This is a genomic window from Pseudomonas sp. lyk4-TYG-107, assembly GCF_030209055.1.
Lineage (GTDB): Bacteria > Pseudomonadota > Gammaproteobacteria > Pseudomonadales > Pseudomonadaceae > Aquipseudomonas > Aquipseudomonas putida_A.
Window position 1 is genome coordinate 169607 of record NZ_JARVST010000001.1, and the last position, 23403, is coordinate 193009.

The 23403-nt window shown below is 59.5% G+C and carries 20 protein-coding genes; 8 read left to right on the forward strand and 12 right to left on the reverse strand.

Annotation, left to right across the window (positions count from 1 at the left end; translation table 11 throughout):
• Positions 1-49: 49 nt before the first annotated feature.
• From mdtD to yccS, 4 genes are all read left to right on the forward strand, one after another.
• Positions 50-1552 (forward strand): multidrug transporter subunit MdtD, encoded by a 1503-nt coding sequence (gene mdtD, locus QRN61_RS00725; protein WP_285373086.1) that lies wholly within the window; start codon positions 50-52, stop codon positions 1550-1552.
• Positions 1553-1833: 281 nt separating this feature from the next.
• The gene (gene dbpA / locus QRN61_RS00730; RefSeq protein WP_285373005.1) at positions 1834-3219 is read left to right on the forward strand and encodes an ATP-dependent RNA helicase DbpA; all 1386 of its coding nucleotides are present in this window, start codon (positions 1834-1836) and stop codon (positions 3217-3219) included.
• A 146-nt stretch (positions 3220-3365) separates the two neighbouring features.
• The gene (locus QRN61_RS00735; protein WP_115988727.1) at positions 3366-4544 is read left to right on the forward strand and encodes a BaiN/RdsA family NAD(P)/FAD-dependent oxidoreductase; all 1179 of its coding nucleotides are present in this window, start codon (positions 3366-3368) and stop codon (positions 4542-4544) included.
• Between the two features lie 229 nt (positions 4545-4773).
• Entirely contained in the window at positions 4774-6966 is a 2193-nt protein-coding gene (gene yccS, locus QRN61_RS00740) for a YccS family putative transporter (RefSeq protein ID WP_103369178.1), read from the forward strand.
• Positions 6967-7087: 121 nt separating this feature from the next.
• Here the strand turns inward: yccS and QRN61_RS00745 are convergent, their stop codons facing one another.
• Positions 7088-7825, reverse strand: coding sequence for a substrate-binding periplasmic protein (locus QRN61_RS00745; protein ID WP_027610632.1), 738 nt, complete (start codon positions 7823-7825; stop codon positions 7088-7090).
• Positions 7826-8081: 256 nt separating this feature from the next.
• On the opposite strand from QRN61_RS00745, the gene QRN61_RS00750 reads away from it, so the two are divergent.
• Positions 8082-8534, forward strand: a complete 453-nt coding sequence (locus QRN61_RS00750) for a GNAT family N-acetyltransferase (protein WP_115988726.1) — start codon at positions 8082-8084, stop codon at positions 8532-8534.
• 96 nt (positions 8535-8630) lie between these two features.
• Here the strand turns inward: QRN61_RS00750 and QRN61_RS00755 are convergent, their stop codons facing one another.
• The 3 genes from QRN61_RS00755 to QRN61_RS00765 are packed head-to-tail and all read right to left on the reverse strand — an operon-like array spanning position 8631 to position 11606.
• Entirely contained in the window at positions 8631-8927 is a 297-nt protein-coding gene (locus tag QRN61_RS00755) for a winged helix-turn-helix domain-containing protein (RefSeq protein ID WP_027610630.1), read from the reverse strand.
• Positions 8928-8947: 20 nt separating this feature from the next.
• A complete protein-coding gene (locus tag QRN61_RS00760; protein ID WP_285373006.1) occupies positions 8948-9439 on the reverse strand; it encodes a M48 metallopeptidase family protein in 492 nt (163 codons plus the stop codon).
• Between the two features lie 43 nt (positions 9440-9482).
• Positions 9483-11606 carry a putative bifunctional diguanylate cyclase/phosphodiesterase gene (locus QRN61_RS00765; RefSeq protein ID WP_285373007.1) on the reverse strand — a complete coding sequence of 708 codons (2124 nt, stop codon included), beginning with the start codon at positions 11604-11606 and terminating at the stop codon, positions 9483-9485.
• 333 nt (positions 11607-11939) lie between these two features.
• Here QRN61_RS00765 and QRN61_RS00770 point away from each other — a divergent pair, with 333 nt between their 5' ends.
• Positions 11940-12608 carry a polysaccharide lyase family 7 protein gene (locus tag QRN61_RS00770; protein WP_096795728.1) on the forward strand — a complete coding sequence of 223 codons (669 nt, stop codon included), beginning with the start codon at positions 11940-11942 and terminating at the stop codon, positions 12606-12608.
• A 92-nt stretch (positions 12609-12700) separates the two neighbouring features.
• On the opposite strand, the gene QRN61_RS00775 is transcribed toward QRN61_RS00770, so the two are convergent.
• The 8 genes from QRN61_RS00775 to tkt form a co-directional block, all read right to left on the reverse strand.
• Complete coding sequence (locus QRN61_RS00775; protein ID WP_285373008.1) at positions 12701-13090, reverse strand: hypothetical protein; 390 nt, start codon at positions 13088-13090, stop codon at positions 12701-12703.
• A 319-nt stretch (positions 13091-13409) separates the two neighbouring features.
• On the reverse strand, positions 13410-13835 hold the full coding sequence (locus QRN61_RS00780) for a hypothetical protein (protein ID WP_183784874.1): 426 nt from the start codon (positions 13833-13835) through the stop codon (positions 13410-13412).
• A 622-nt stretch (positions 13836-14457) separates the two neighbouring features.
• Positions 14458-15522: a class II fructose-bisphosphate aldolase gene (fba, locus tag QRN61_RS00785; protein ID WP_003229012.1), complete on the reverse strand. Its 1065-nt coding sequence runs from the start codon at positions 15520-15522 to the stop codon at positions 14458-14460.
• Between the two features lie 252 nt (positions 15523-15774).
• Positions 15775-16107 (reverse strand): MliC family protein, encoded by a 333-nt coding sequence (locus tag QRN61_RS00790; RefSeq protein WP_098966020.1) that lies wholly within the window; start codon positions 16105-16107, stop codon positions 15775-15777.
• Between the two features lie 57 nt (positions 16108-16164).
• A complete protein-coding gene (locus tag QRN61_RS00795) occupies positions 16165-16386 on the reverse strand; it encodes a hypothetical protein (RefSeq protein ID WP_115988725.1) in 222 nt (73 codons plus the stop codon).
• A gap of 34 nt (positions 16387-16420) precedes the next feature.
• Positions 16421-17584: a phosphoglycerate kinase gene (locus tag QRN61_RS00800; RefSeq protein WP_027610625.1), complete on the reverse strand. Its 1164-nt coding sequence runs from the start codon at positions 17582-17584 to the stop codon at positions 16421-16423.
• A gap of 26 nt (positions 17585-17610) precedes the next feature.
• Positions 17611-18669, reverse strand: coding sequence for an erythrose-4-phosphate dehydrogenase (epd, locus tag QRN61_RS00805; RefSeq protein ID WP_027610624.1), 1059 nt, complete (start codon positions 18667-18669; stop codon positions 17611-17613).
• Positions 18670-18819: 150 nt separating this feature from the next.
• Positions 18820-20817 (reverse strand): transketolase, encoded by a 1998-nt coding sequence (gene tkt / locus QRN61_RS00810; protein WP_285373011.1) that lies wholly within the window; start codon positions 20815-20817, stop codon positions 18820-18822.
• 259 nt (positions 20818-21076) lie between these two features.
• Between tkt and QRN61_RS00815 the strand changes: the two genes are divergently transcribed.
• Both QRN61_RS00815 and metK read left to right on the forward strand, forming a co-directional pair.
• The gene (locus QRN61_RS00815) at positions 21077-22072 is read left to right on the forward strand and encodes an ArsR/SmtB family transcription factor (protein WP_027610622.1); all 996 of its coding nucleotides are present in this window, start codon (positions 21077-21079) and stop codon (positions 22070-22072) included.
• Positions 22073-22090: 18 nt separating this feature from the next.
• A complete protein-coding gene (gene metK / locus QRN61_RS00820; protein ID WP_003229025.1) occupies positions 22091-23281 on the forward strand; it encodes a methionine adenosyltransferase in 1191 nt (396 codons plus the stop codon).
• Positions 23282-23403 lie beyond the last annotated feature (122 nt).

The following is a 23403-nucleotide window of genomic DNA, read 5'->3' on the forward strand; positions in this document are numbered from 1 at the left end:
CTCGCGAAAGCGTCGTGTCAGTCACTAACAACATCGACTGATTCACCGCATTCGCGAGCAAGCCCGCTCCCACCAAAAGCCTGCGCATCAACGCCCAACCACAAGAGGTTCCATGCCCACTCGCCCGCCTCTCGACGCCATCACCGCCCGCTGGTTGCCGTGGGTCGTCGCCATTGCATTCTTCATGCAGTCCCTCGACGGGACCATTCTCAACACCGCCCTGCCGGCCATGGCCCGGGATCTGGCCGAAGACCCGTTGCGCATGCAAGGTGTGGTCATCGCCTACATGCTCACCGTGGCCTTGCTGATTCCGGCCTCGGGCTGGATCGCCGACCGCTTCGGCACCAAGAAGATTTTCTTCGGCGCGATCCTGCTGTTCAGTTTCGGCTCGCTGCTCTGCGCGTTATCCAGCAGCCTGAGCATGCTGGTCGGCGCGCGGGTGATCCAGGGTCTGGGCGGCGCATTGATGCTGCCGGTCGGACGGCTGGTGGTGCTGCGCGCCTACCCGCGTTCGGAACTGGTGCGGATCATGGGCTTCATCACCATTCCCGGCCTGCTCGGCCCGCTGATCGGCCCAACCATGGGCGGATGGATGGTGCAGTACCTGACGTGGCACTGGATCTTTTTGATCAACCTGCCGGTCGGTGTTCTCGGCTGCTACGCGGTGTGGAAATTCATCCCCGACCTGCGCGGTACTGAACGCACGCGCTTCGATAGCCTCGGTTTCCTGCTGTTTGGCGCGGCGATGATCCTGATCACCATCGCCATGGAAGGTCTGGGCGAATTGCACTTGCCGCATCTGCGGGTGATGTTGCTGCTGTTCGGCGGTCTGGCCTGTCTGGCGGCGTACTGGCTGCGCGCCGGGCGCGTCGAAAATCCGCTTTTCGCCCCGTCGTTGTTCAAGACGCGAACCTTCGCGGTCGGAATCATCGGCAACCTGTTCGCCCGTCTGGGCAGCGGCGCCCTGCCGTTTCTGGTGCCGTTGTTGCTGCAAGTCGCGCTGGGTTACTCGCCATCGCAAGCCGGAATGAGCATGTTGCCGCTGGCTGCAGCGGCGATGCTTGCCAAGTGGATGGCGCGGCCGCTGATCGAACGCCTCGGCTATCGCATCGTGCTCACCGGCAACACCCTGGCACTGGGGATCATGCTGGCGAGCATGGGCCTGGTCAGCGAGCAGACGCCATACTGGCTGCTGCTGTGCCTGCTGGCGGTTCTTGGCGCGATCAACTCGCTGCAATTCACCGCGATGAACACCGTAACGCTGATCGACCTCGACGACGCCAGCGCCAGCAGCGGCAACAGTTTGCTGTCGGTGGTGGCGCAATTGTCGCTGAGTCTGGGCGTGGCCTGTGCCGGTGCGTTGCTTGGTGGCTTCACGGCGGAGATCGGCAACGATGGCGTCGAGACCGTGCTGGGCGCGTTCCAGCTGACGTTTGTCACGGTCGGAATCATGGCGATGCTGGCAGCGACGATCTTCTCGCAACTGTCGAAAGAGGACGGTCGCCGGGTCAAACGCCCGGATGAACATCCGGATGAGCACATCGAACACTAGGCAGTGTCATGTCTGGTGGAGGCTTTTGTAGTGAGGGGATTTATCCCCGATGGCTGCGCAGCAGCCCCAAAATCTGCCACCTCAGTACATCAGGCTGATCGCATTCAACCTTTTCAGGGGGTGCTGCGCACCCCATCGGGGATAAATCCCCTCGCCACAGGTTTATCTTCATTCAAGAAAAGCTTGGGCGAATGAATTCAGGCACTGTTCGTCCAGAACTTTCGAGGAAAGTGGCACGGGGCTGCTACACTGCGCGACATTTTGTTTTGCAGGCCAGTCCCGTGACCACCATCGCCACCGCTTTTAATACTCTGCCGCTGTCCGCCGCCATGCTGGCTAACCTCGAATCCCTCGGTTATGCCCAGATGACGCCGATCCAGGCGCAGAGCTTGCCGGTGATCCTCAAGGGGATGGACCTGATCGCCCAGGCCAAGACCGGCAGCGGCAAGACCGCCGCGTTCGGCATCGGCCTACTCAACCCGATCAACCCGCGTTACTTCGGTTGCCAGGCGCTGGTGATCTGCCCGACCCGTGAGCTGGCCGACCAGGTCGCTAAGGAAGTCCGGCGTCTGGCCCGTGCCGAAGACAACATCAAGGTCCTGACCCTATGCGGCGGCGTGTCGTTCGGCCCGCAGATCGCTTCGCTGGAGCACGGCGCGCACATCATCGTCGGCACCCCGGGGCGTATCCAGCAGCACCTGCGCAAGGGTTCGCTGGTGCTCGACGGTCTGAACACGCTGATCCTCGACGAAGCCGACCGCATGCTCGACATGGGCTTTTACGACGCCATCGAAGACATCATCGAAAAGACCCCGGCACGCCGTCAGACCCTGCTGTTCTCCGCCACATACCCGGTGGGCATCAAGCAACTGGCGTCGAAATTCATGCGCGATCCGCAAACGGTGAAAGCCGAGGCGTTCCACGACGACACGCAGATCGAGCAGCGTTTCTACGAGATTTCCCCGGAAGAGCGCATGAGCGCAGTGACCAAAGTCCTGCACCACTTCCGCCCGGCTTCCTGCGTGGCGTTCTGCTTCACCAAGCAGCAAGTGCAGGAAACCGTTGACCACCTGACCTCCAAAGGCATTTCCGCCGTCGGCCTGCACGGCGATCTGGAACAGCGTGACCGCGATCAGGTACTGGCGATGTTCGCCAACCGCAGTACGTCGGTCCTGGTCGCCACCGACGTCGCCGCCCGTGGTCTGGACATCGATGCGCTGGACATGGTGATCAACGTCGAGCTGGCCCGCGATTCGGAAATCCACATTCACCGCGTTGGCCGTACGGGTCGTGCCGGCGAGAAAGGCATTGCGGTCAGCCTCGTTGCGCCGTCCGAAGCGCATCGCGCGCAAGCCATCGAACAGCTGCAGAAAGCTCCGCTGAACTGGGATCAGGTAGACAATCTCAAGTCCCAGGGCGGCGCCCCGCTGCAGCCACCGATGAGCACGCTGTGCATCGCCGGCGGGCGTAAAGACAAAGTGCGTCCGGGCGACATCCTCGGCGCACTGACTGGTGACGCCGGCATCCCCGGCACTCAGGTCGGCAAGATCGCGATCTTCGACTTCCAGTCGTATGTGGCGGTTGAACGCACCGTGGTCATGCAGGCACTGCAGCGCTTGAACAACGGCAAGATCAAGGGCCGTTCGCTGCGCGTACGGGTCCTTTAAGAACAACGCACATCTCTGTGGGAGCGAGCCTGCTCGCGAATGCAATCTGTCAGTTGATATCTTTGTGACTGACACACTGCTATCGCGAGCAGGCTCGCTCCCACATTGGTTTCCGGTGAATTTGAATTTTGTGTGAGGACACCGTTTTGCGCTCTACCGAAGTCGTGATCATTGGCGCTGGCGCCGCAGGGTTGATGTGTGCACTGACCGCCGCCGGGCGTGGGCGTCAGGTGTTGCTGCTCGATCATGCGAACAAGGCCGGCAAGAAAATCCTGATGTCCGGTGGTGGCCGCTGCAATTTCACCAACATGTACACCGAGCCGGGCAATTTCCTCTCGGGTAACCCGCATTTCTGCAAATCGGCTCTGGCGCGCTACACCCAGTGGGATTTCATCGGCATGGTCGCCAAGCACGGCGTGCCGTACCACGAGAAGAAACTCGGTCAGCTGTTCTGCGATAACAAATCCAGCGACATCCTCGGCATGCTGCTCGACGAGTGCGATCAGGTCGGCGTCGAGCTGCACCTCGACACCTCGATCCAGACCATCGAAAAGGTCGAAAGCGGCTACCTGCTCGACACCACCCTCGGCCAGGTTCAGTGCCAGTCGCTGGTGATCGCCACCGGCGGGCTGTCGATCCCGACGCTGGGGGCCACCGGTTTCGGTTACCAGGTCGCCAAGCAATTCGGCCATGAACTGCTGCCGACTCGCGCCGGACTGGTGCCGTTCACCATCACCGATCAGCTCAAGGAACTGTGTACCGAGCTGTCCGGGACCTCGGTGGATTGCCTGGTCAGCTGCAACGACCAGAGCTTTCGCGAAAACATCCTGTTCACCCATCGTGGCCTCAGCGGCCCGGCGATTCTGCAGATCTCGTCGTTCTGGGAGCCGGGCGACACCGTGGAGATCAACCTGCTGCCGGATCACGACACCGCGGCATGGCTGCAACAGCAAGTGGCCGAACGCCCGAACAGTGAACTGAAAACATTGCTCGGCGAGATCTTCACCAAGAAGATGGCCAACCTGCTGGCGGACAACTGGTTCGTGTCCAAACCGATGAAGCAATACACCCACGCCGAACTGGCGCAGATCGCCGACAAGCTCGGCAGTTGGAAAGTCGTCCCGGCCGGCACCGAAGGCTATCGCACCGCCGAGGTCACGCTGGGTGGCGTCGATACCCGCGAAGTGTCGTCCAAGACCATGGAGTCGCTGAAAAGCCCGGGGCTGTATTTCGTCGGCGAAGTGCTCGACGTCACCGGGCATCTGGGCGGTTTCAACTTCCAGTGGGCCTGGGCCTCGGGGTACGCGGCCGCGCAGTACGTCTGATCCAAAATCAAACGCAAGACCTGTGGGAGCGAGCCTGCTCGCGAATGCGGTGTATCAGTCGACATCAATGTTGAATGACGCTCCGCTTTCGCGAGCAGGCTCGCTCCCACAGTGGTTTGTGGTGTAAGTAAAAGGAACACTTTTTGCTGTCAGATGTGATCGGCGCCATTGCGTCGGCGTCATTACTGGCTCAATTTAGCGGCATCGCCTCGGAAGGCCTTCGCACTTCATGTCCTCGACCTCGTTTCGTCAGTCTTTGCGGCGCCTGTGGGCGCTGGATAAATTCAGCTACAGCGTGCGGGTGTTCATCGCCCTGACCGGCAGCATGGCGCTGTGTTGGTATCAGGATGAAATGGGCCTGCTGATCCCATTGTTCCTCGGGATCATCGCCAGCGCCCTGGCCGAGACCGACGACAGTTGGCAGGGGCGCCTCAACGCCCTCGCCGTGACGCTGGTATGTTTCAGTATCGCCGCGCTGTCGGTGGAACTGCTCTTCCCCTACCCCATCGTGTTCGCCATCGCCCTGGCCTTGGCCAGCTTCGGCCTGACCATGCTCGGCGCACTCGGCGAGCGTTATGGCGCGATTGCCTCGGCGACCTTGATTCTGTCGGTCTACACCATGATCGGCGTGGATCAGCGCGGCGGCGCGGTCACCGATTTCTGGCACGAACCGATGCTGCTGGTGGCCGGTGCCGCGTGGTACGGCCTGCTCTCGGTGCTGTGGCAAGCGATGTTTTCCAACCAGCCGGTCCAGCAGAGTCTGGCGCGGCTGTTCCGTGAACTGGGTTTCTACCTGAAGCTGAAAGCCTCGCTGTTCGAGCCGATCCGCCAACTGGATGTCGAAGGACGGCGGTTGGAACTGGCGCAGCAAAACGGTCGCGTGGTCGCCGCGCTGAACAGTGCCAAGGAAATCATTCTGCACCGGGTCGGCAACGGTCGCCCGGGGTCGAAAGTCAGCCGTTATCTGAAGCTGTATTTCCTCGCCCAGGACATCCACGAGCGCGCCAGCTCTTCGCACTATCCGTACAACGCGCTGGCCGATGCGTTCTTCCACAGCGACGTGCTGTTCCGCTGCCAGCGTTTGTTGCGCCAGCAGGGCAAGGCCTGCCGCGCGCTGGCCGAATCGATCCAGATGCGCCAGCCGTTCGTCTACGACGCCAGTTTTGCCGAAGCACTGACAGACCTCGATGCCTCCCTTGAACACCTGCGCATCCAGAGCAATCCGGCGTGGCGCGGCCTCCTGCGCTCGCTGCGTGCCTTGGCAGCCAACCTCGGCACCCTCGACCGTTTGCTCAGCGATGCGAGCAACCCCGACGCCCTGGCGGACGCCACCGACAGCAGCCTGCTCGACCGCTCGCCGCGCAACCTCAAGGACGTGTGGGTTCGCCTGCGTACGCAACTGACACCGACGTCCTTGCTGTTCCGTCACGCCCTGCGCCTGCCGCTGGCGCTGAGTATCGGCTATGGCATGGTGCACCTGATTCACCCGTCGCAGGGTTACTGGATCATCCTCACCACGCTGTTCGTCTGCCAACCGAACTACGGCGCGACCCGGCGCAAGCTCGGTCAGCGGATTCTCGGCACCGCCATCGGCCTGACCGTGGCGTGGGCGCTGTTCGATCTGTTCCCCAGCCCGCTGGTGCAGTCGTGCTTCGCGATCGCCGCCGGGGTGGTGTTCTTTACCAACCGCACCACGCGCTACACCCTGGCGACCGCCGCCATCACGATCATGGTGCTGTTCTGCTTCAACCAGATCGGCGATGGCTACGGGCTGTTCCTGCCGCGCCTGTTCGATACCCTGCTCGGCAGCCTGATCGCCGGCCTGACGGTGTTCCTGTTCCTGCCGGACTGGCAGGGCCGACGCCTGAACAAGGTGCTGGCCAACACCCTGACCTGCAACAGCATCTACCTGCGCCAGATCATGCAGCAATACGCCGCCGGCAAGAGCGACGACCTCGCCTATCGCCTGGCCCGACGCAACGCGCACAACGCCGATGCGGCGCTGTCGACAACGCTGGCGAACATGCTCATGGAGCCGGGGCATTTCCGAAAGGAAGCGGATGTCGGGTTCCGCTTTCTGGTGCTGTCGCACACCCTGCTCAGCTACCTCTCCGGGTTGGGCGCGCATCGCGAAACGCAGCTACCGGCAGACGTGCGTGAACAACTGATCGACGGCGCCGGAGTGAAACTGGCCGCGAGCATCGACGACATTGCCCAGGGCCTGGCGAACAAGCAACCGGTGGCGATTCAGAGTGACGAAGAAGAAGCGCTGGCCAATGAGCTGGAGCAGATGCCGGACGAGATCGATGAAGGACAGCGACTGGTGCAGACGCAACTGGCGCTGATCTGCCGGCAGTTGGGGCCATTGCGCACGTTGGCGGCGCATTTGATCAAAGACACTAATGAGATTAGCGCTGGCTGAAAGGACGCCTTCGCGAGCAGGCTCGCTCCCACAGTGAATGTGTGTACGAAGCAGAACCCATGTGGGAGCGAGCCTGCTCGCGAAGAGGCCATCAACCACACAAAAGATTCTGGATCAGCTCTCACATCCCATGCTGGCGCAGCAACTTGTCATAACTGCCATCCGCCTTCATCGCCGCAATCGCCTTATCAAACCCGGCCACAATCTGCTCATGCTGCGGATTCTTCAGGCTTACCAGAATATGCAGGCTGTTCTCGCTCAACGGCTTGGGCAGAAACTCCACGGCGTTGCGCACTTTGGCTGATTCGCGGGCCAGGTAATAGCGCGCGACGTACTCATCCTCCAGGGTCAGCTTGACCCGGTCCGCCGCCAGCATGCGCACGGCCATGGCGAAGTTATGCACAGGGACTTTCTCCAGTGCGGTATCGGCATCGAAGGCCTGCGAGTAGGCATAACCGCGCACCACCGCCACCGGGTAGGTGTGCAGTTGTTCCAGGCTGCCGTACTCCAGCGGCGTGTCCTTGCGCTTGAGAAAGCGGATGCGGTTGAGCAGGTATTCGCCAGAGAACTGGCCGATTTTGGTCCGTTCGTCGTTGTACCAGGCGTTGACCAGCACGTCGTATCGTCCTTCGCCCACCCCCAGCAGTGCCCGCGCCCACGGCACCTGCTCGTAGTCGCTGGCATAACCGGCCCGCGCCAGCGCGGTGCTGACAATGTCGGTGGCCAGACCACCGTTGACCAGCGTGTCGTCGGTAAAGGGCGGCCAGATATCAAACACCAGTCGCAACTTCTCCGCTGAGGCGGTTTGGGCCAGCAAGAGCAATCCGATCAAAGCAAAGGCTCGATGCAGTCGCGGCATGCTTGAAAATCCTTAGCGGGCGGGCTGCCCAGCGTGTTTTCAGTCAAAACCCCAAGGCCCCTTACCGGCGAAACCCAGGCCCTAACAGTAGCTCATTGAAGCCAGTGCACAGCGCTTTCCAGCAGATTACACAAAGCAGCCGCTATCGCGAGAAAGGAATGATGGCATTTTGACCTTTTTCACAGACTGTTCCGCCATACAGACATCCAGGGCCTGTGCGCTTAGTATCGGGCGACGGAGTTCAAGGAGTCGGAAGATGACAATCGAGTGGGTCTGCAAGCATCACAGTGATCTGGGCAAAGAAGAGTTGTACGCACTGCTGAAGCTACGCTCGGAAGTGTTCGTGGTCGAACAGAAATGCGCCTACCCGGACCTCGACGGCCAGGATCTGGGCGGCGACACCCATCACCTCATGGGTTGGGAAGATGATCAGTTGATGGCCTATCTGCGCCTGCTTGATCCCGAGTCCCAGAGCGGTGACGTGGTGATTGGCCGCGTGATCATCGCGCCGCAGGGCCGCGGCAAAGGGCTGGGGCATGTGATGATGGAACACGCGCTGAAACAGGCCGGGAAGCATTGGCCGCAGGTGCCGATCTATCTGTCGGCGCAGGCGCATTTGCAGGGGTATTACGGCAGGTACGGGTTTGTCGTGGCGGGTGAGGAGTATCTGGAGGATGACATTCCGCATATCGGGATGCGTCGCTCCTGAAGCCCTATCGCGAGCAGGCTCGCTCCCACATTTGGAATGCATGCCTCTGTGGGAGCGAGCCTGCTCGCGAAAGCGTCAGCTCAAACAACGCAAGACTCAGGGATACTCCAGCACAGCCTTGATCTGCCGCAGATTACGCTCGATCCACCCGCGATCTATCGCTCCCCACTCGCGAATCCGATAGCGCCCGGCATGATTGCGCGCGCCCTCTTCCTGCTCGAATTCACAGATGATATCCAGATCCGCCAGCGCGGCGATCGTGTCCTGCGCCGTGCGCCGGGGCATGCCGGTCACTTCGGTCAGCGCCGGGACGCTTGGGGCCAGGCCGCTGTCGATCAGGTAGGCCACGTACAGGCGCCGGTAAAAGCTGCTTTTGGTCTTGCTGACGTCCATCTACCCGCTCCTTGTTGCGGCTATTGCAGATCCCGCCACGTCAGGTATACCCGCAGATCGAACTCGATCTGGTGATACCCCGGCAGCATGTGTTCGCACAATTTATAGAAGGCCTTGTTGTGGTCCGATTCCTTGAAGTGCGCCAGTTCGTGCACGACGATCATCTTCAGGAACTCGGGGGCCGCCTCCTTGAACAACGAGGCGATGCGAATCTCTTTCTTGGCCTTGAGCTTGCCGCCCTGCACCCTTGAGACCGTGGTGTGCAGGCCCAGTGCGCGGTGCGTCAGATCGAGGCGGTTGTCGAACAGCACCTTGTCGATGGCCGGTGCGTTGCGCAGGTATTCCTGCTTCAGGTCCAGCGCGTAGCTGTACAGCGCCTTGTCGCTCTGCACATCGTGACGCCCCGGATAGCGTTGGCTCAGGTAGTCACCCAGACGCTGTTCGGCGAGCAGTTGGCGCACCTGATCCTGCAATTGCGCGGGATAGGCCTGGAGGTATTTCAACGCAGTCATGGGCACGGCAATACGGTTCGAAAAGAGCGCCAGTGTAACGAATTCAAACCGGCAGCGCGCTCCAGTCGAAGGGCTCGGCGAAGCTGGCGGCGTCTTCGGAGGTCAGCGGACGCGCCACCAGGAAACCCTGCACGTATTCGCAGCCATGCGCTTGCAGCCATTGATACTGTTCGATGGTTTCCACACCTTCGGCGATCACCAGCAAGCCGTACTGTTTACACAGATTGATCACGTTGCTGACCAGCGCCGCGTCGCGCGTCGAATCCGGCAGCCGCGCAATCAGGTGTCGATCAAGCTTGAGCGTGTCCAGCTCCAGATCACGCAGATGCGCCAGCGAACACGGCCCCGAACCAAAATCATCCAGCGCCACCCGCACCCCGAGATTGCGCAGCAGGCGCAGCTGTTTGCGGGTCTCGTCGGGGTTGTGCATCAGCGCGTCTTCGGTGATTTCCACCTCCAGTTGCCGTGGCTGCAGCGCGTGCCGCTCAAGCACCTGACGCAATTCGGTGACCAGGTTCGGCAGACCGAACTGGGTGTTGCTCAAACTCACGCCGAGCACCAGATCTTCGGCAAACAACGTTTCCCAGGCTTTGCGCTGGCCGGCGCCGCGATGATAGATCCAGCTGCCGAGCCGACTGATCAGCCGTGCCTCTTCCAGTAATGGCAGGAACAACCCCGGCGGCACATCGCCGACGCTCGGATGCTGCCAGCGCAGCAGCGCCTCGAAACCGCGGATCTGCCCGCTGTCGATCGCCACTTGCGGCTGATACACCAGATTGAAATCACGGTTCTCGATAGCGTTGCGCACGCTCTCTTCGAGCATCAGTCGCGAGCGGGCGCGGCCGTTCATTTCGTGATCATAAAAACGATATTGCTGCCGCCCGGCGCGCTTGGCTTCATACATGGCGATGTCGGAGGCGCGCAGCAAACCGTCGAGGTTCGCGCCGCAGTCCGGGTAAGTGGCGATGCCGATACTCGCGCCGAGGGCAATATCCAATCCCTCGATCTGCTGACAGATCGACACCCGCTCGATGAGCTTCTCGGCAATCTTCGCCGCCTGCTCGGGGAACTCCAGATCGAGCAACGCCGTGAACTCGTCACCGCCCATGCGCGCGAGAATATCGAACGGCCTTAAGCACGCCTTCAACTGCTCGGAGACCCAGCGCAGCACCCGGTCGCCGGCATCGTGGCCAAGGGAATCGTTGACCCGTTTAAAGCCATCGAGATCCAGATACAGCAGCACCCAACTGCTGTCGCTGCGTTCACCGCGCAGCAGCAGGTTTTCCACCGTCTGATAAAAGCCCCGGCGATTGAGCAGTCCGGTCAACGGATCGGTGACCGCTTGAAATTCCAGCTGCTGATGCAGGTGACGCACCACTGACATGTCCAGCACCGTCACCACCATCGCCCGCTGCTCGGCCGGCAACGGCGCGCAGGACAACGCCACCGGCACCTGTTGCCCCGGCGCCGTGCGTAACAACGCATCGTGCAGACGCAAGGTCTCACCGCGTTTATAGCCGGCCAACAGCTCGGAATCAGCCCACAGCGGGATGTGCGGTTTCTGCAGATAATCGAGAAATTCCTTGCCCTCCAGCTCTTTCACCGGCGCATTCAGCAGCCGCGAAATCGCCGGGTTGGCGAAGCGGATCAAGCCGTCCTCGCCGAGCACCAATATTCCTTCCGCCGCGTTATCCAGCACCGAGGCATTAAAGGCCCGCGCGACCTCCAGATCATGACTCAGGCGCTGCAAGGCGCGGCGGTTGCGCTGGTGTTCGAGCAACGCCTGGACTTTCGGTTTGAGGATCTGCGGATCGAACGGCTTGAACAGGTAATCCACCGCGCCACTGGCATAGCCCTTGATCACCGCGTCCTGGGACTGTTCGTTGGCGGTAAGGAAAATGATCGGCGTGAGGCGTGTGCGCTGGCTGCCGCGCATCAATCGCGCGACTTCAAAGCCGTCCATGCCCGGCATCTGCACATCCAGCAGCACCAGATCGACGTCGTGTTCAAGCAGCAAATTGAGCGCCTCGAAGCCGGAGGCGGCGGTCATGACGTGCCAATCCTGACGCTGCAGCAACGCGCGCATGCTGATCAGGTTTTCAGGGTAATCATCAACGATCAAAAGGACAGAGCTGCCTTCACCTGGCTGGGGTTGCGCGCATTCCATGCTGCTTCTCTTGTCGGGACATCTCTTGACGGACTATCGGCCGGTTCTTGGGAAAACCGTACAGTTACTGAGCCATCACTCTAGTCGCGGATCTGTGAAAGCAGAAGCTGTCACGCCGCCATCATTTAGCCAAAGCGGCGACTTACCGACTAACGGTCACCCCTGCAGCCCCCGAAAACCGGCACAGATGGCATTTCGACAGGATGTTGACGCCAATCATCTGCCAAACGGGCGTTAACAAAAAACTCCTCTACGCTTATAACTGCCGCCCGAAAAGGCGCGGGCTAGAGCTTCTGGCACTCGCGTTCAGGATGAATTGAGTGGAAAACCGACATGATCGATCTCGCAACCTGGAACCTCAGCGTTCCCGTCGGCAGTCCGCCGTACACCGTCGAAACCTCCAAACTGGTGAATGGCTTCAAGGATCAGTACTTCCATTCCGACACCGGCACCCTGTTTTTCTGGTCACCGGTGACCGGGTCAAAAACCGAAAACGCCATCTACCCGCGCACCGAACTGCGCGAAACCTTCAGCAACGGCACCCTGCGCAACTGGTATTACCCGGACGCCGACAACACCTTGCGCGCAACCCTCGCGGTGAACAAGGTGCCCAGCTCGGGCAAGATCGTCATCGGCCAGATCCACGCGTATGAAAGCCAGAAGCCGATGGTCAAGCTCGAATACCAGTACAAGACCAAGACCGAAACCGGCAACCTGGTGATCAAGGTGCGCATGCACCCCGATGACGACGAAAGCCGCGTCATCACCCTCGCCACCGGCATCAAACTCGACCGCGAATTCAACTACCTGATCCACCTCAGCCCCGGCGGTGCACTGGGTGTGAGCGCAGCGGGTTATCAGTGGGATTCACAAATCAGCGCGACGTGGCGCAACAAGCCGCTGTACTTCAAGGCTGGGGTGTATGTGCAGGACAACACCGGGTATACCAGTGAGGGTGGGCAGGTGACGTTTACCAAGCTGGATATTGATCACGATAAATAGTACTAACATCGCTCAACCATCGGACAATGCAAAGATCAATAAACCGGCAGACTCCAAGAGTCTGCCGTATTACTTAAGGCCAGTATCAAAAACTAACGCCTGAACGTAAACGTCCCCTTAGCTGACAACTTTCCTTCAACGAGGTCGAACTCGCCTACAGGATACGGGCTTACCTGTGTCAATCTCAACATACCGCTTGCATACTTATCATTTTCAATGCCATCAAATTCTAAATGCCCTCTCACGGGCTCATCTTTTCCGTCCAGCGTGTACACGTCAACCGCAAGATTATCTCTGAATTTAAGGTTCATATAATAACTATGTCCACCTAGCTCCCTTTGCTTCGTATTAATATAAAAAAACCCATCCCTGTGGGTTAGGTGGCCTCCGCCCTCAAATTTTTGCTCATCATGACCTTCATGCTTGAATGTAACCTCCATGAATTCAGGAATTTCTATTTTGATGCTTTTATTAGTGCTCATATTTTTCATCCGAAAAGTAAGTAAAACGGAAGAATAATCACCTACCAGCGGCAGTACACCTGTAATATCTGACAGGCGCTTATATCCGTTCGCATTTGGTAGCTGGCCTTGAACTACAAAAACCAAGCAAAGCCCTAACTTTCCATACTACCGACATCAACTATACGAGTGCTGGCGACTCAAACAGATCCGCCCCCGCTTCCTGCGTTTACCAAGCTGGATATTTATCACGATAAATAGAACTTACAGCCCTCAACTATCGGACAATGCAAAGCTTAATAAACCAGCAGACCGTCGGTACAGCTTTAACCGGTATCAACTAAGGCCACTTCTTGTACTCAAATTTACCTACTGCTGAAAAGACGCCTTCTTCAGAGATATCAAAGGTTCCCTCCGGATATTCGCCACTTCTTGACAAATTGAACTTACCGCTAGCGTACTGATCACCTTTTATATCATCAATCTCCAAGTGCGCGCGAACGGGTGCATCTTTTCCACCTAGCTCATAATTCTTTTGAACATCAAGGCCTGCCTTAAAGGACAATGACAAATAATACTTGTGACCTTCAAACTCTCGGTACTTTGGAGAAAGTTGAAAAGACTTTTCCCCCTTATATAAAAAACCATAATCTATAAATTTCATCGAATGCTCACCATATTTTTGATGCTTGTAGGTGATTTTCATAGAACCAAATAAGGAGTCGTCAACGCCAGCGTCACCTTTTATTTCTTTTTCGTTTTTCATTTCTATCTTTCCGAGGGACAAGTGAAACCCGATAGTAGGCGGCTCCATATTTCCGCACACCTGTAATATCTGACAGGTACTTATATCCCTTTGAAATAACAAATCCGCCTTTAACAAAGAAACCACTGGACAACCCGGACGTGCGACTTACCAATCACTCACCCATAAAAAACCCGCCTCTCGGCGGGTTTCTTATATGGACAGCTATTGCCTCAATCCATCACGAAGTAAAAAAGAAGTCACATGTCTGTGGATTTTAAAGCCAGGGGGCTTACTCTGGTTGCTTAGGGCGTGTGAAAGGAGCTGGCCCCTTGGAGTTTTTGAGGTCTTCCGTTTTTGGCTCAACTGGCTGGGTAGCCGGGGCCGGGCCTTTGGGGTTAACGTCCTTTGTAGTCATTGCTGTGTACTCCATTACGAGGTGGAGTCTTATCTTGTGAGTATCGCTTGAGATTGCCTACTGTCAGATCTGACAGTCATTGAGATCTATTGGAAATAAGCAGAACTCAGTTAGATCAACTTATCAGGCACTCCTCATGAACAGTGTCGCTACGCGAAAAAATTACCACCCACAAAAAACCCGCCTCTCGGCGGGTTTTTTATCAGCGCAGCTTAACGTTCAGGCTTAGTTCACCTTAGCGTTCAACTCACCCTTCAGATAACGCTGGAACATCGCTTCCAACGAGATCGGCTTGATCTTCGAAGCATTACCGGCAGTACCGAACGCTTCATAACGAGCGATACACACATCACGCATCGCAGTCACGGTTGCGCCGAAGAATTTACGTGGGTCGAATTCGCTCGGGTTGGTGGCCATCAGGCGACGCATCGCACCGGTGGATGCCAGGCGCAGGTCGGTGTCGATGTTGACCTTGCGCACGCCGTACTTGATGCCTTCGACGATTTCTTCAACCGGTACGCCGTAGGTTTCTTTGATGTCGCCGCCGTACTGGTTAATGATCGCCAGCCACTCTTGTGGCACGGACGAGGAACCGTGCATCACCAAGTGGGTGTTCGGGATGCGCTTGTGGATTTCCTTGATGCGGTCGATCGCCAGCACGTCGCCGGTAGGTGGCTTGGTGAACTTGTAGGCGCCGTGGCTGGTGCCGATGGCGATGGCCAGGGCATCCACCTGGGTCTTCTTGACGAAGTCAGCGGCTTCTTCCGGGTCGGTCAGCATCTGGCTGTGATCCAGAACGCCTTCGGCGCCGATGCCGTCTTCTTCACCGGCCATACCGGTTTCCAGCGAACCCAGGCAGCCCAGCTCGCCTTCTACCGAAACGCCGCAGGCGTGAGCCATGGCGACGGTTTGTTGGGTAACGCGGACGTTGTATTCGTAGTCGGTCGGGGTCTTGCCGTCTTCGCCCAGGGAGCCGTCCATCATCACCGAGCTGAAGCCCAGTTGAATGGAGCGCTGGCAGACGTCAGGGCTGGTGCCGTGGTCCTGGTGCATGCACACCGGGATGTGCGGGAATTCTTCGATCGCGGCCAGGATCAGGTGACGCAGGAACGGCGCGCCGGCGTATTTGCGAGCGCCGGCCGAAGCCTGGACGATCACCGGGGAGTCAGTCTTGTCAGCGGCTTCCATGATGGCGCGCATCTGCTCAAGGTTGTTGACGTTGAAGGCTGGAACGCCGTAGCCGAACTCGGCTGCGTGGTCCAGCATCTGGCGCATGCTGATAAGTGCCATTGTGTGTGTCTCTCCCGGTTGAGGGTCGTTAATCGTGCCAGCCTGCCGGAGCGGCGGCGGCTATTCAAGTGATTGCAGATCGGGGGTCGAAGCCCGGTCTGGTGATTCGATAAAGCAAAATCCTGAGAACTGCACAGATCCCCTGTAGGAGCGAGCCTGCTCGCGAAAGCAATCTCGCAGTCACTGATGCAATGCCTGTCAAACCGCTTTCGCGAGCAGGCTCGCTCCCACATTAGAATCGCAGTGCTTCAATTACTCGGCTTTGCAGCCGCGGCCAATCAGGTCATTGGTGGCGACCCAGTACACCAGGCCTTCGTCACCCTTGACGTGAAACGCCAGCATGCCGTCGCTGTACAGCACGCCCGAGGCGCCCGGCTCTTCTTTCAGGCGATAGACCTGATCACCGCCACCCAGCCGAACATCGACTTCCTTCTGGCCGGCATTGGCGTAGCGCCATAGCACTTTGGCCTGGCTGTCGCAGGTCCAGGTGGTCCAGCTGTCCGCAGGTGCGGACGACTGAAACAGGTTCAACTGCGCGCAACCGCCCAACAATGCCAACGCCGCAATGGCGATCAAGCCTTTCATCCGTGTTCCTCGACTGACAGCCAACGCCGCCAGCCCTGAGTTAAAGAGTCAGACCGGTCAAGGACAACCATGTTCCTTGGCCGGGGTTTGCGTCTCGTATTTGTCCAGACCGTCCGGCCCCGAGCGCTTGTTCAGCACCGGGTTGGTTTCGGCCTGCCAGTCGGCCTGATAGCAGCCTTTCTGTGCCGCATTCGGCGCAGGCGTCGCCTCGGCCTTCGGGTTACTCCCGCAGGCCGCCAGCGTACCGGTCAGCAACAACAGCGCTAACGACTTGACCATCTGAACACTCCTTTGCCTGGCCAAACGGGCGGCCTCAGGCCTTGGCCCGACTTTCCAGGACTTCAACGGCCGGCAGCACCTTGCCTTCGACGAATTCGAGGAACGCGCCGCCACCGGTGGAAATGTAGGAGATTTGCTCGGCCACGCCATATTTATCGATGGCCGCCAGGGTGTCGCCACCGCCGGCGATGGAGAACGCGGCGCTGTCAGCGATGGCCTGGGCCAGCACCTTGGTGCCGTTGCCGAACTGGTCGAATTCAAACACGCCGACCGGGCCGTTCCACAGAATGGTTTTCGACGATTTCAGCAGTTCGGCGAAGTTGGCCGCGGTTTGCGGGCCGATGTCCAGAATCATGTCGTCAGCGGCAACGTCAGCGATCAGCTTGACGGTGGCTTCGGCGCTTTCCGCGAACTCCTTGGCAACCACCACGTCCACCGGCAGCGGTACGCTGACCTTGGCGGCGATGGCGCGCGCGGTGTCCAGCAGGTCCGGCTCGTACAGCGACTTGCCGACCGGGTGACCGGCGGCAGCCAGGAAAGTGTTGGCGATGCCGCCACCGACGATCAGCTGATCGCAGATCTGGCTCAGGCTGTTGAGTACGTCGAGTTTGGTCGACACCTTGGAGCCGGCAACGATCGCAGCCATTGGCTTGGCCGGTGCGCCCAGTGCCTTGCCCAGTGCGTCCAGCTCAGCGGCCAGCAACGGGCCGGCAGCGGCGACTTTGGCGAACTTGGCCACGCCGTGGGTCGAACCCTCTGCGCGGTGCGCGGTGCCGAAGGCGTCCATCACGAACACGTCGCACAGGGCGGCGTATTGCTGGGCCAGCTCGTCAGCGTTCTTTTTCTCGCCCTTGTTGAAGCGCACGTTTTCGAACAGCACGATGTCGCCGGCCTTGACGTCAACGCCGCCCAGGTAATCGGCCACCAGCGGCACGTCGCGGCCCAGGGCCTTGCTCAGGTAGTCAGCGACTGGCTTGAGGCTGTTCTCGGCGGAGAACTCGCCTTCGGTCGGACGGCCCAGGTGTGAGCACACCATCACCGCCGCACCTTTTTCCAGGGCCAGCTTGATGGTCGGCAGCGAAGCCAGGATACGCGCATCGCTGGTGACAACACCGTCCTTGACTGGGACGTTGAGGTCTTCGCGAATCAATACGCGCTTACCTTGCAGATCGAGGTCGGACATCTTCAACACGGTCATGGGTCGCACTTCCTGAGTAGCTGTTCTTAGAGAGCAGGTTTTTTTGAAATCGCTGTTTGCAGATAGTGGTCTGCAACGTCCAGCATTCGGTTGGCAAAACCCCATTCGTTGTCGAACCAGGCCAGGATGTTCACCAGTTTGGGGCCGGAAACACGGGTCTGACTGGCATCGACGATGGCCGAATGTGGGTCATGGTTGAAATCACAACTGGCGTGCGGCAACTCGGTATAGGCCAACAGGCCTTTGAGCGGGCCGTTGGTGGCGGCCTCGCGCAGGATCCGGTTGACCTCGTTGGCATCGGTCGCGGTGGCGGTCTGCATCGTGATGTCGAGGCAGGACACGTTGACCGTCGGCACGCGTACGGCTTTGGCCTGAATTCGCCCGGCAAGTTCCGGCAGCAGACGCTCGATGCCACGTGCCAGACCAGTGGACACCGGGATCACCGACTGAAACGCCGAACGGGTGCGGCGCAGGTCTTCGTGGTGATAGGCGTCGATCACCGGCTGATCGTTCATCGCCGAGTGAATCGTGGTGATCGACACGTAATCCAGGCCGATCGCCTTGTCCAGCAGACGCAACAGCGGCACACCGCAGTTGGTGGTGCAGGAGGCGTTGGACACCAGCAGTTCATCGCCAGTCAGGCAATCCTGATTGACGCCGAAGACAATGGTGGCGTCGACATCCGCCTCGCTGGCCATCGGTTGCGAGAACAGCACGCGTGGCGCGCCGGCGTCGAGGAAACGCTGGCCGTCTTCGCGGGTGTGGTAGGCGCCGGAGCACTCCAGCACCAGGTCGACGCCCAGCGCCGCCCAGTCGATGCCTTCGGGGGTGGCACTGCGCAGGACCTTCACGCAGTCGCCATTAATATGCAGACAATCGCCGTCTACTCGCACTTCGCCGGGAAAGCGGCCGTGGGTGGAGTCGAAGCGTGTCAGGTATTCGATGCTGGCCATGTCCGCCAGATCGTTGATCGCGACAATTTCAAACCCGGCCTTCTCGCCACGCTCGAACAACGCACGCAAGACGCAACGACCAATCCGGCCGTAGCCGTTGAGTGCAACTTTGTAGGGACGCGGTTGAGGCATGGGGTTCTCGATTACCGTGTTGAATCGGGTAGTGCGATGTTGCCTGAACCAACGCCTTCGCGAGCAGGCTCGCTCCCACAGGGAAATACATTCCAATGTGGGAGCGAGCCTGCTCGCGAAGGCGTCAGCTCAGACGACATCTTTTCCAGATCAGTCTTCCAGCAGCTCTTCAGCCTGACCCAGGATGTTTTCCAGGGTGAAGCCGAACTCTTCGAACAGTGCCGAAGCCGGAGCCGATTCGCCGTAAGTGGTCATGCCGATCACGCGACCTTCCAGACCCACGTACTTGAACCAGAAGTCGGCGTGAGCCGCTTCGATCGCAATACGTGCGCTGACCTGCAGCGGCAGAACCGATTGCTTGTAGCCGGCGTCCTGCGCATCGAACACGCTGGTGCAAGGCATGGAAACCACGCGCACCTTGCGGCCTTGCTCGGTCAGCTTGTCGTAGGCCTGAACGGCCAGACCGACTTCCGAACCGGTGGAAATCAGGATCAGCTCAGGCTCGCCTGCGCAGTCCTTCAACACGTAACCACCGCGGCTGATGTCGGCGATCTGACCGGCATCGCGTTCCTGGTGCTGCAGGTTCTGACGCGAGAAGATCAGCGCCGAAGGGCCGTCCTTACGCTCCAGCGCGTTTTTCCAGGCCACTGCCGATTCAACGGCATCGGCTGGACGCCAGGTGTCGAGGTTCGGCGTGGTCCGCAGGCTGGTCAGTTGCTCGATCGGCTGGTGCGTCGGGCCGTCTTCGCCCAGACCGATGGAGTCGTGGGTGTAGACGTGGATCACACGCTTCTTCATCAGCGCCGACATGCGCACCGCGTTGCGCGCATATTCCATGAACATCAGGAAGGTCGCGCCGTAAGGCACCAGGCCACCGTGCAGGGACACGCCGTTCATGATCGCGGTCATGCCAAATTCGCGCACGCCGTAGTACATGTAGTTGCCGCTGGCGTCTTCAGCGCTGACGCCTTTGCAACCTTTCCACAGGGTCAGGTTGGAACCGGCCAGGTCAGCCGAACCGCCGAGCAGTTCCGGCAGCAGCGGGCCGAACGCGTTCAGGGTGTTCTGGCTGGCTTTACGGCTGGCGATGGTTTCGCCTTTGGCCGCCACTTCAGCAATGTAGGCCGAGGCTTTTTCCGCGAAGTCAGCCGGCAGTTCGCCGCTCAGACGACGGATCAGCTCGTTGGCTTCGGTCGGGAACGCCGCGGAGTAGGCAGCGAAACGCTGATCCCACTCGGCTTCGGCAGCGCGACCTTTTTCCTTGGCATCCCACTCGGCATAAATGTCTGCAGGGATTTCGAACGGGCCGTAGTTCCAGTTCAGCGCCTGGCGGGTCAGAGCGATTTCCGCGTCACCCAGTGGGGCGCCGTGGCAGTCTTCCTTGCCCTGCTTGTTCGGCGAACCGAAACCGATGGTGGTCTTGCAGCAGATCAGGGTCGGCAGCGGGCTCTTGCGCGCGGTTTCGATGGCGGTCTTGATCTCTTCCGGATCGTGACCGTCGACGTTGCGGATCACCTGCCAGTTGTAGGATTCGAAACGCTTCGGGGTGTCATCGGTGAACCAGCCTTCGACTTCACCGTCGATGGAGATGCCGTTGTCATCGTAGAAGGCGATCAGCTTGCCCAGGCCCAGCGTACCGGCCAGGGAAGCGACTTCGTGGGAAATGCCTTCCATCATGCAGCCATCACCGAGGAACACGTAGGTGTGGTGATCAACGATGTTGTGGCCAGGACGGTTGAACTGCGCGCCCAGGACTTTTTCAGCCAGGGCGAAGCCGACGGCGTTGGCCAGACCCTGACCCAGCGGGCCGGTGGTGGTCTCGACGCCCGGGGTGTAACCGAATTCCGGGTGACCTGGGGTGCGGCTGTGCAGTTGACGGAACTGCTTGAGGTCGTCGATCGACAGGTCGTAACCGGTCAGGTGCAGCAGCGAGTAGATCAACATCGAGCCGTGGCCGTTGGACAGCACGAAGCGGTCACGGTCGGCGAACGATGGATTGCTCGGGTTGTGCTTGAGGTAGTCGCGCCAAAGTACTTCGGCGATATCTGCCATACCCATAGGGGCACCGGGATGGCCGCTGTTGGCTTTTTGCACGGCATCCATGCTGAGGGCACGAATGGCGCTGGCACGCTCACGACGGCTAGGCATCGCTGATCTCCTGGGTGTGAATAGATTGAAACGGAAAAAAGGAGGGCATTTTCCCTCACCGGAGCGCCTCGGGGCAATGACAGATAGTCATCCGAGGGCGTTTTTCCCGTGCTGGACGGCGGTTTCGTCTGGTGAAACCTTTCCGCTGTTCGTTTGTAGAGTTAACCAGCCAGTGAGAAGTGCCATCTATCGAGCAATATCAAAACTTTTTGATATTGCCCTTGCAGCGATTTCCCACCGTCACTAGACTGCTGGCCCTATGAACTTACGCGTGCCTTCCATTCGCCATGACGATTGCGACGAGCTGGCGGCCCTGTGCAAGGCCGGTGGCGATCCGCTGCGCCTGAATGTATTGCGCGCGCTGGCCAACGACTCGTTCGGCGTACTGGAGCTGGCGCAGATTTTCGGCATCGGTCAGTCCGGCATGAGCCACCACCTCAAGGTGCTGGCCCAGGCCGACCTGGTGGCGACACGCCGCGAAGGCAACGCGATTTTCTATCGCCGCGCCCTGCCCCACACCGAATTGCTGGGCGGCAAGTTGCACGCCGCATTGTTAGAAGAAGTCGACAATCTGGCGCTGCCGGACGACGTGCAGGCACGCATCGCCCAGGTCCACGGACAACGCGAAGCCGCCAGTCAGGACTTTTTCACCCGGGTTGCGGAGAAATTCCGCGCCCAGCAAGACTTGATCGCAGGCCTGCCGCAGTACCGTGACAGTGTGCTGGCCCTGCTCGACAAACTGAACTTCAATGGTGCTGCCACGGCCATTGAAGTCGGCCCCGGCGATGGTGCTTTCCTGCCGGAACTGGCCCGCCGCTTCGGCACCGTAACCGCGCTGGACAACAGCCCGGCGATGCTCGAACTGGCGCGTCAGGTATGTGAACGTGAACGGCTGGCTAACGTCAGCCTGCAATTGGCCGATGCATTGAATGGCACCAGCCTTCAGGCCGATTGCGTGGTACTGAACATGGTGTTGCACCATTTCGCCGCGCCGGCCGAAGCGCTCAAGCACATGGCCGGCCTGCTGCAACCGGGCGGTAGCCTGCTCGTGACAGAGTTATGTAGCCACAACCAGAGTTGGGCCAGGGAGGCCTGCGGTGATCTGTGGTTGGGGTTTGAACAGGACGATTTGGCCCGTTGGGCCACCGCTGCGGGACTCGTTCCCGGGGACAGCCTCTATGTAGGCTTACGTAATGGTTTCCAGATCCAGGTTCGCCACTTTCAGCGACCGGCTGGCGACACTCACCATCGGTAAATTCAGGAAAACATCGAGATGAGCGAATACTCCCTCTTCACCTCCGAGTCCGTGTCTGAAGGACATCCGGACAAAATCGCCGACCAGATTTCCGATGCGGTGCTGGACGCCATTATCGCCCAGGACAAACACGCACGCGTTGCCGTGGAAACCCTGGTCAAGACCGGCGTGGCTATCGTTGCCGGTGAAGTGACCACCAGCGCCTGGGTCGACCTGGAGCAGATCGTTCGTGACGTGATCTGCGACATCGGCTACACCAGCTCCGAAGTCGGCTTCGACGGCGCGACCTGCGGCGTGATGAACATCATCGGCAAGCAGTCCCCTGACATCAACCAGGGTGTTGACCGTGCCAAGCCTGAAGATCAGGGCGCCGGCGACCAGGGCCTGATGTTCGGCTACGCCAGCAACGAAACCGACGTGCTGATGCCAGCGCCGATCACCTTCTCGCACCAGCTGGTGCAGCGCCAGGCCGAAGCCCGCAAATCGGGTCTGCTGCCGTGGCTGCGTCCGGACGCCAAGTCGCAAGTGACGTGCCGTTACGAAGGCGGCAAGGTTGTCGGTATCGACGCCGTTGTTCTGTCGACCCAGCACAACCCTGAAGTGTCCTACAAAGACCTGCGCGAAGGCGTGATGGAGCTGATCGTCAAGCACGTGCTGCCTGCAGAACTGCTGAGCAAAGACACCCAGTTCCACATCAACCCGACCGGCCAGTTCATCATTGGCGGCCCGGTAGGTGACTGCGGTCTGACCGGTCGCAAGATCATCGTCGACAGCTACGGCGGCATGGCCCGTCACGGCGGTGGCGCGTTCTCCGGTAAAGATCCATCGAAGGTTGACCGTTCGGCTGCCTACGCTGGCCGTTATGTTGCCAAGAACATCGTCGCTGCCGGCCTGGCCGAGCGTTGCGAGATCCAGGTGTCCTACGCCATCGGTGTCGCTCAGCCGACTTCGATCTCGCTGAACACCTTCGGTACCGGCAAGATCAGCGATGACAAGATCATCAAGCTGGTGCGTGAAGTGTTCGACCTGCGTCCATACGCAATCACCACCATGCTCGATCTGCTGCACCCGATGTACCAGGAAACTGCAGCCTACGGCCACTTCGGTCGTGCTCCGCAGACCAAGACGGTTGGCGAAGACACCTTCACCACCTTCACCTGGGAAAAAACCGACCGCGCCGACGCTCTGCGTTCCGCTGCTGGTCTGTAAGCCCTCCCCGGCTGCAAAAAAAGCCCCGCACGGTTCACGCCGTGCGGGGCTTTTTCATGCCTGAAATACCCTTCCAATATCAATAAAGAACACTGTGGGAGCGGGCTTGCCCGCGAAGAGGC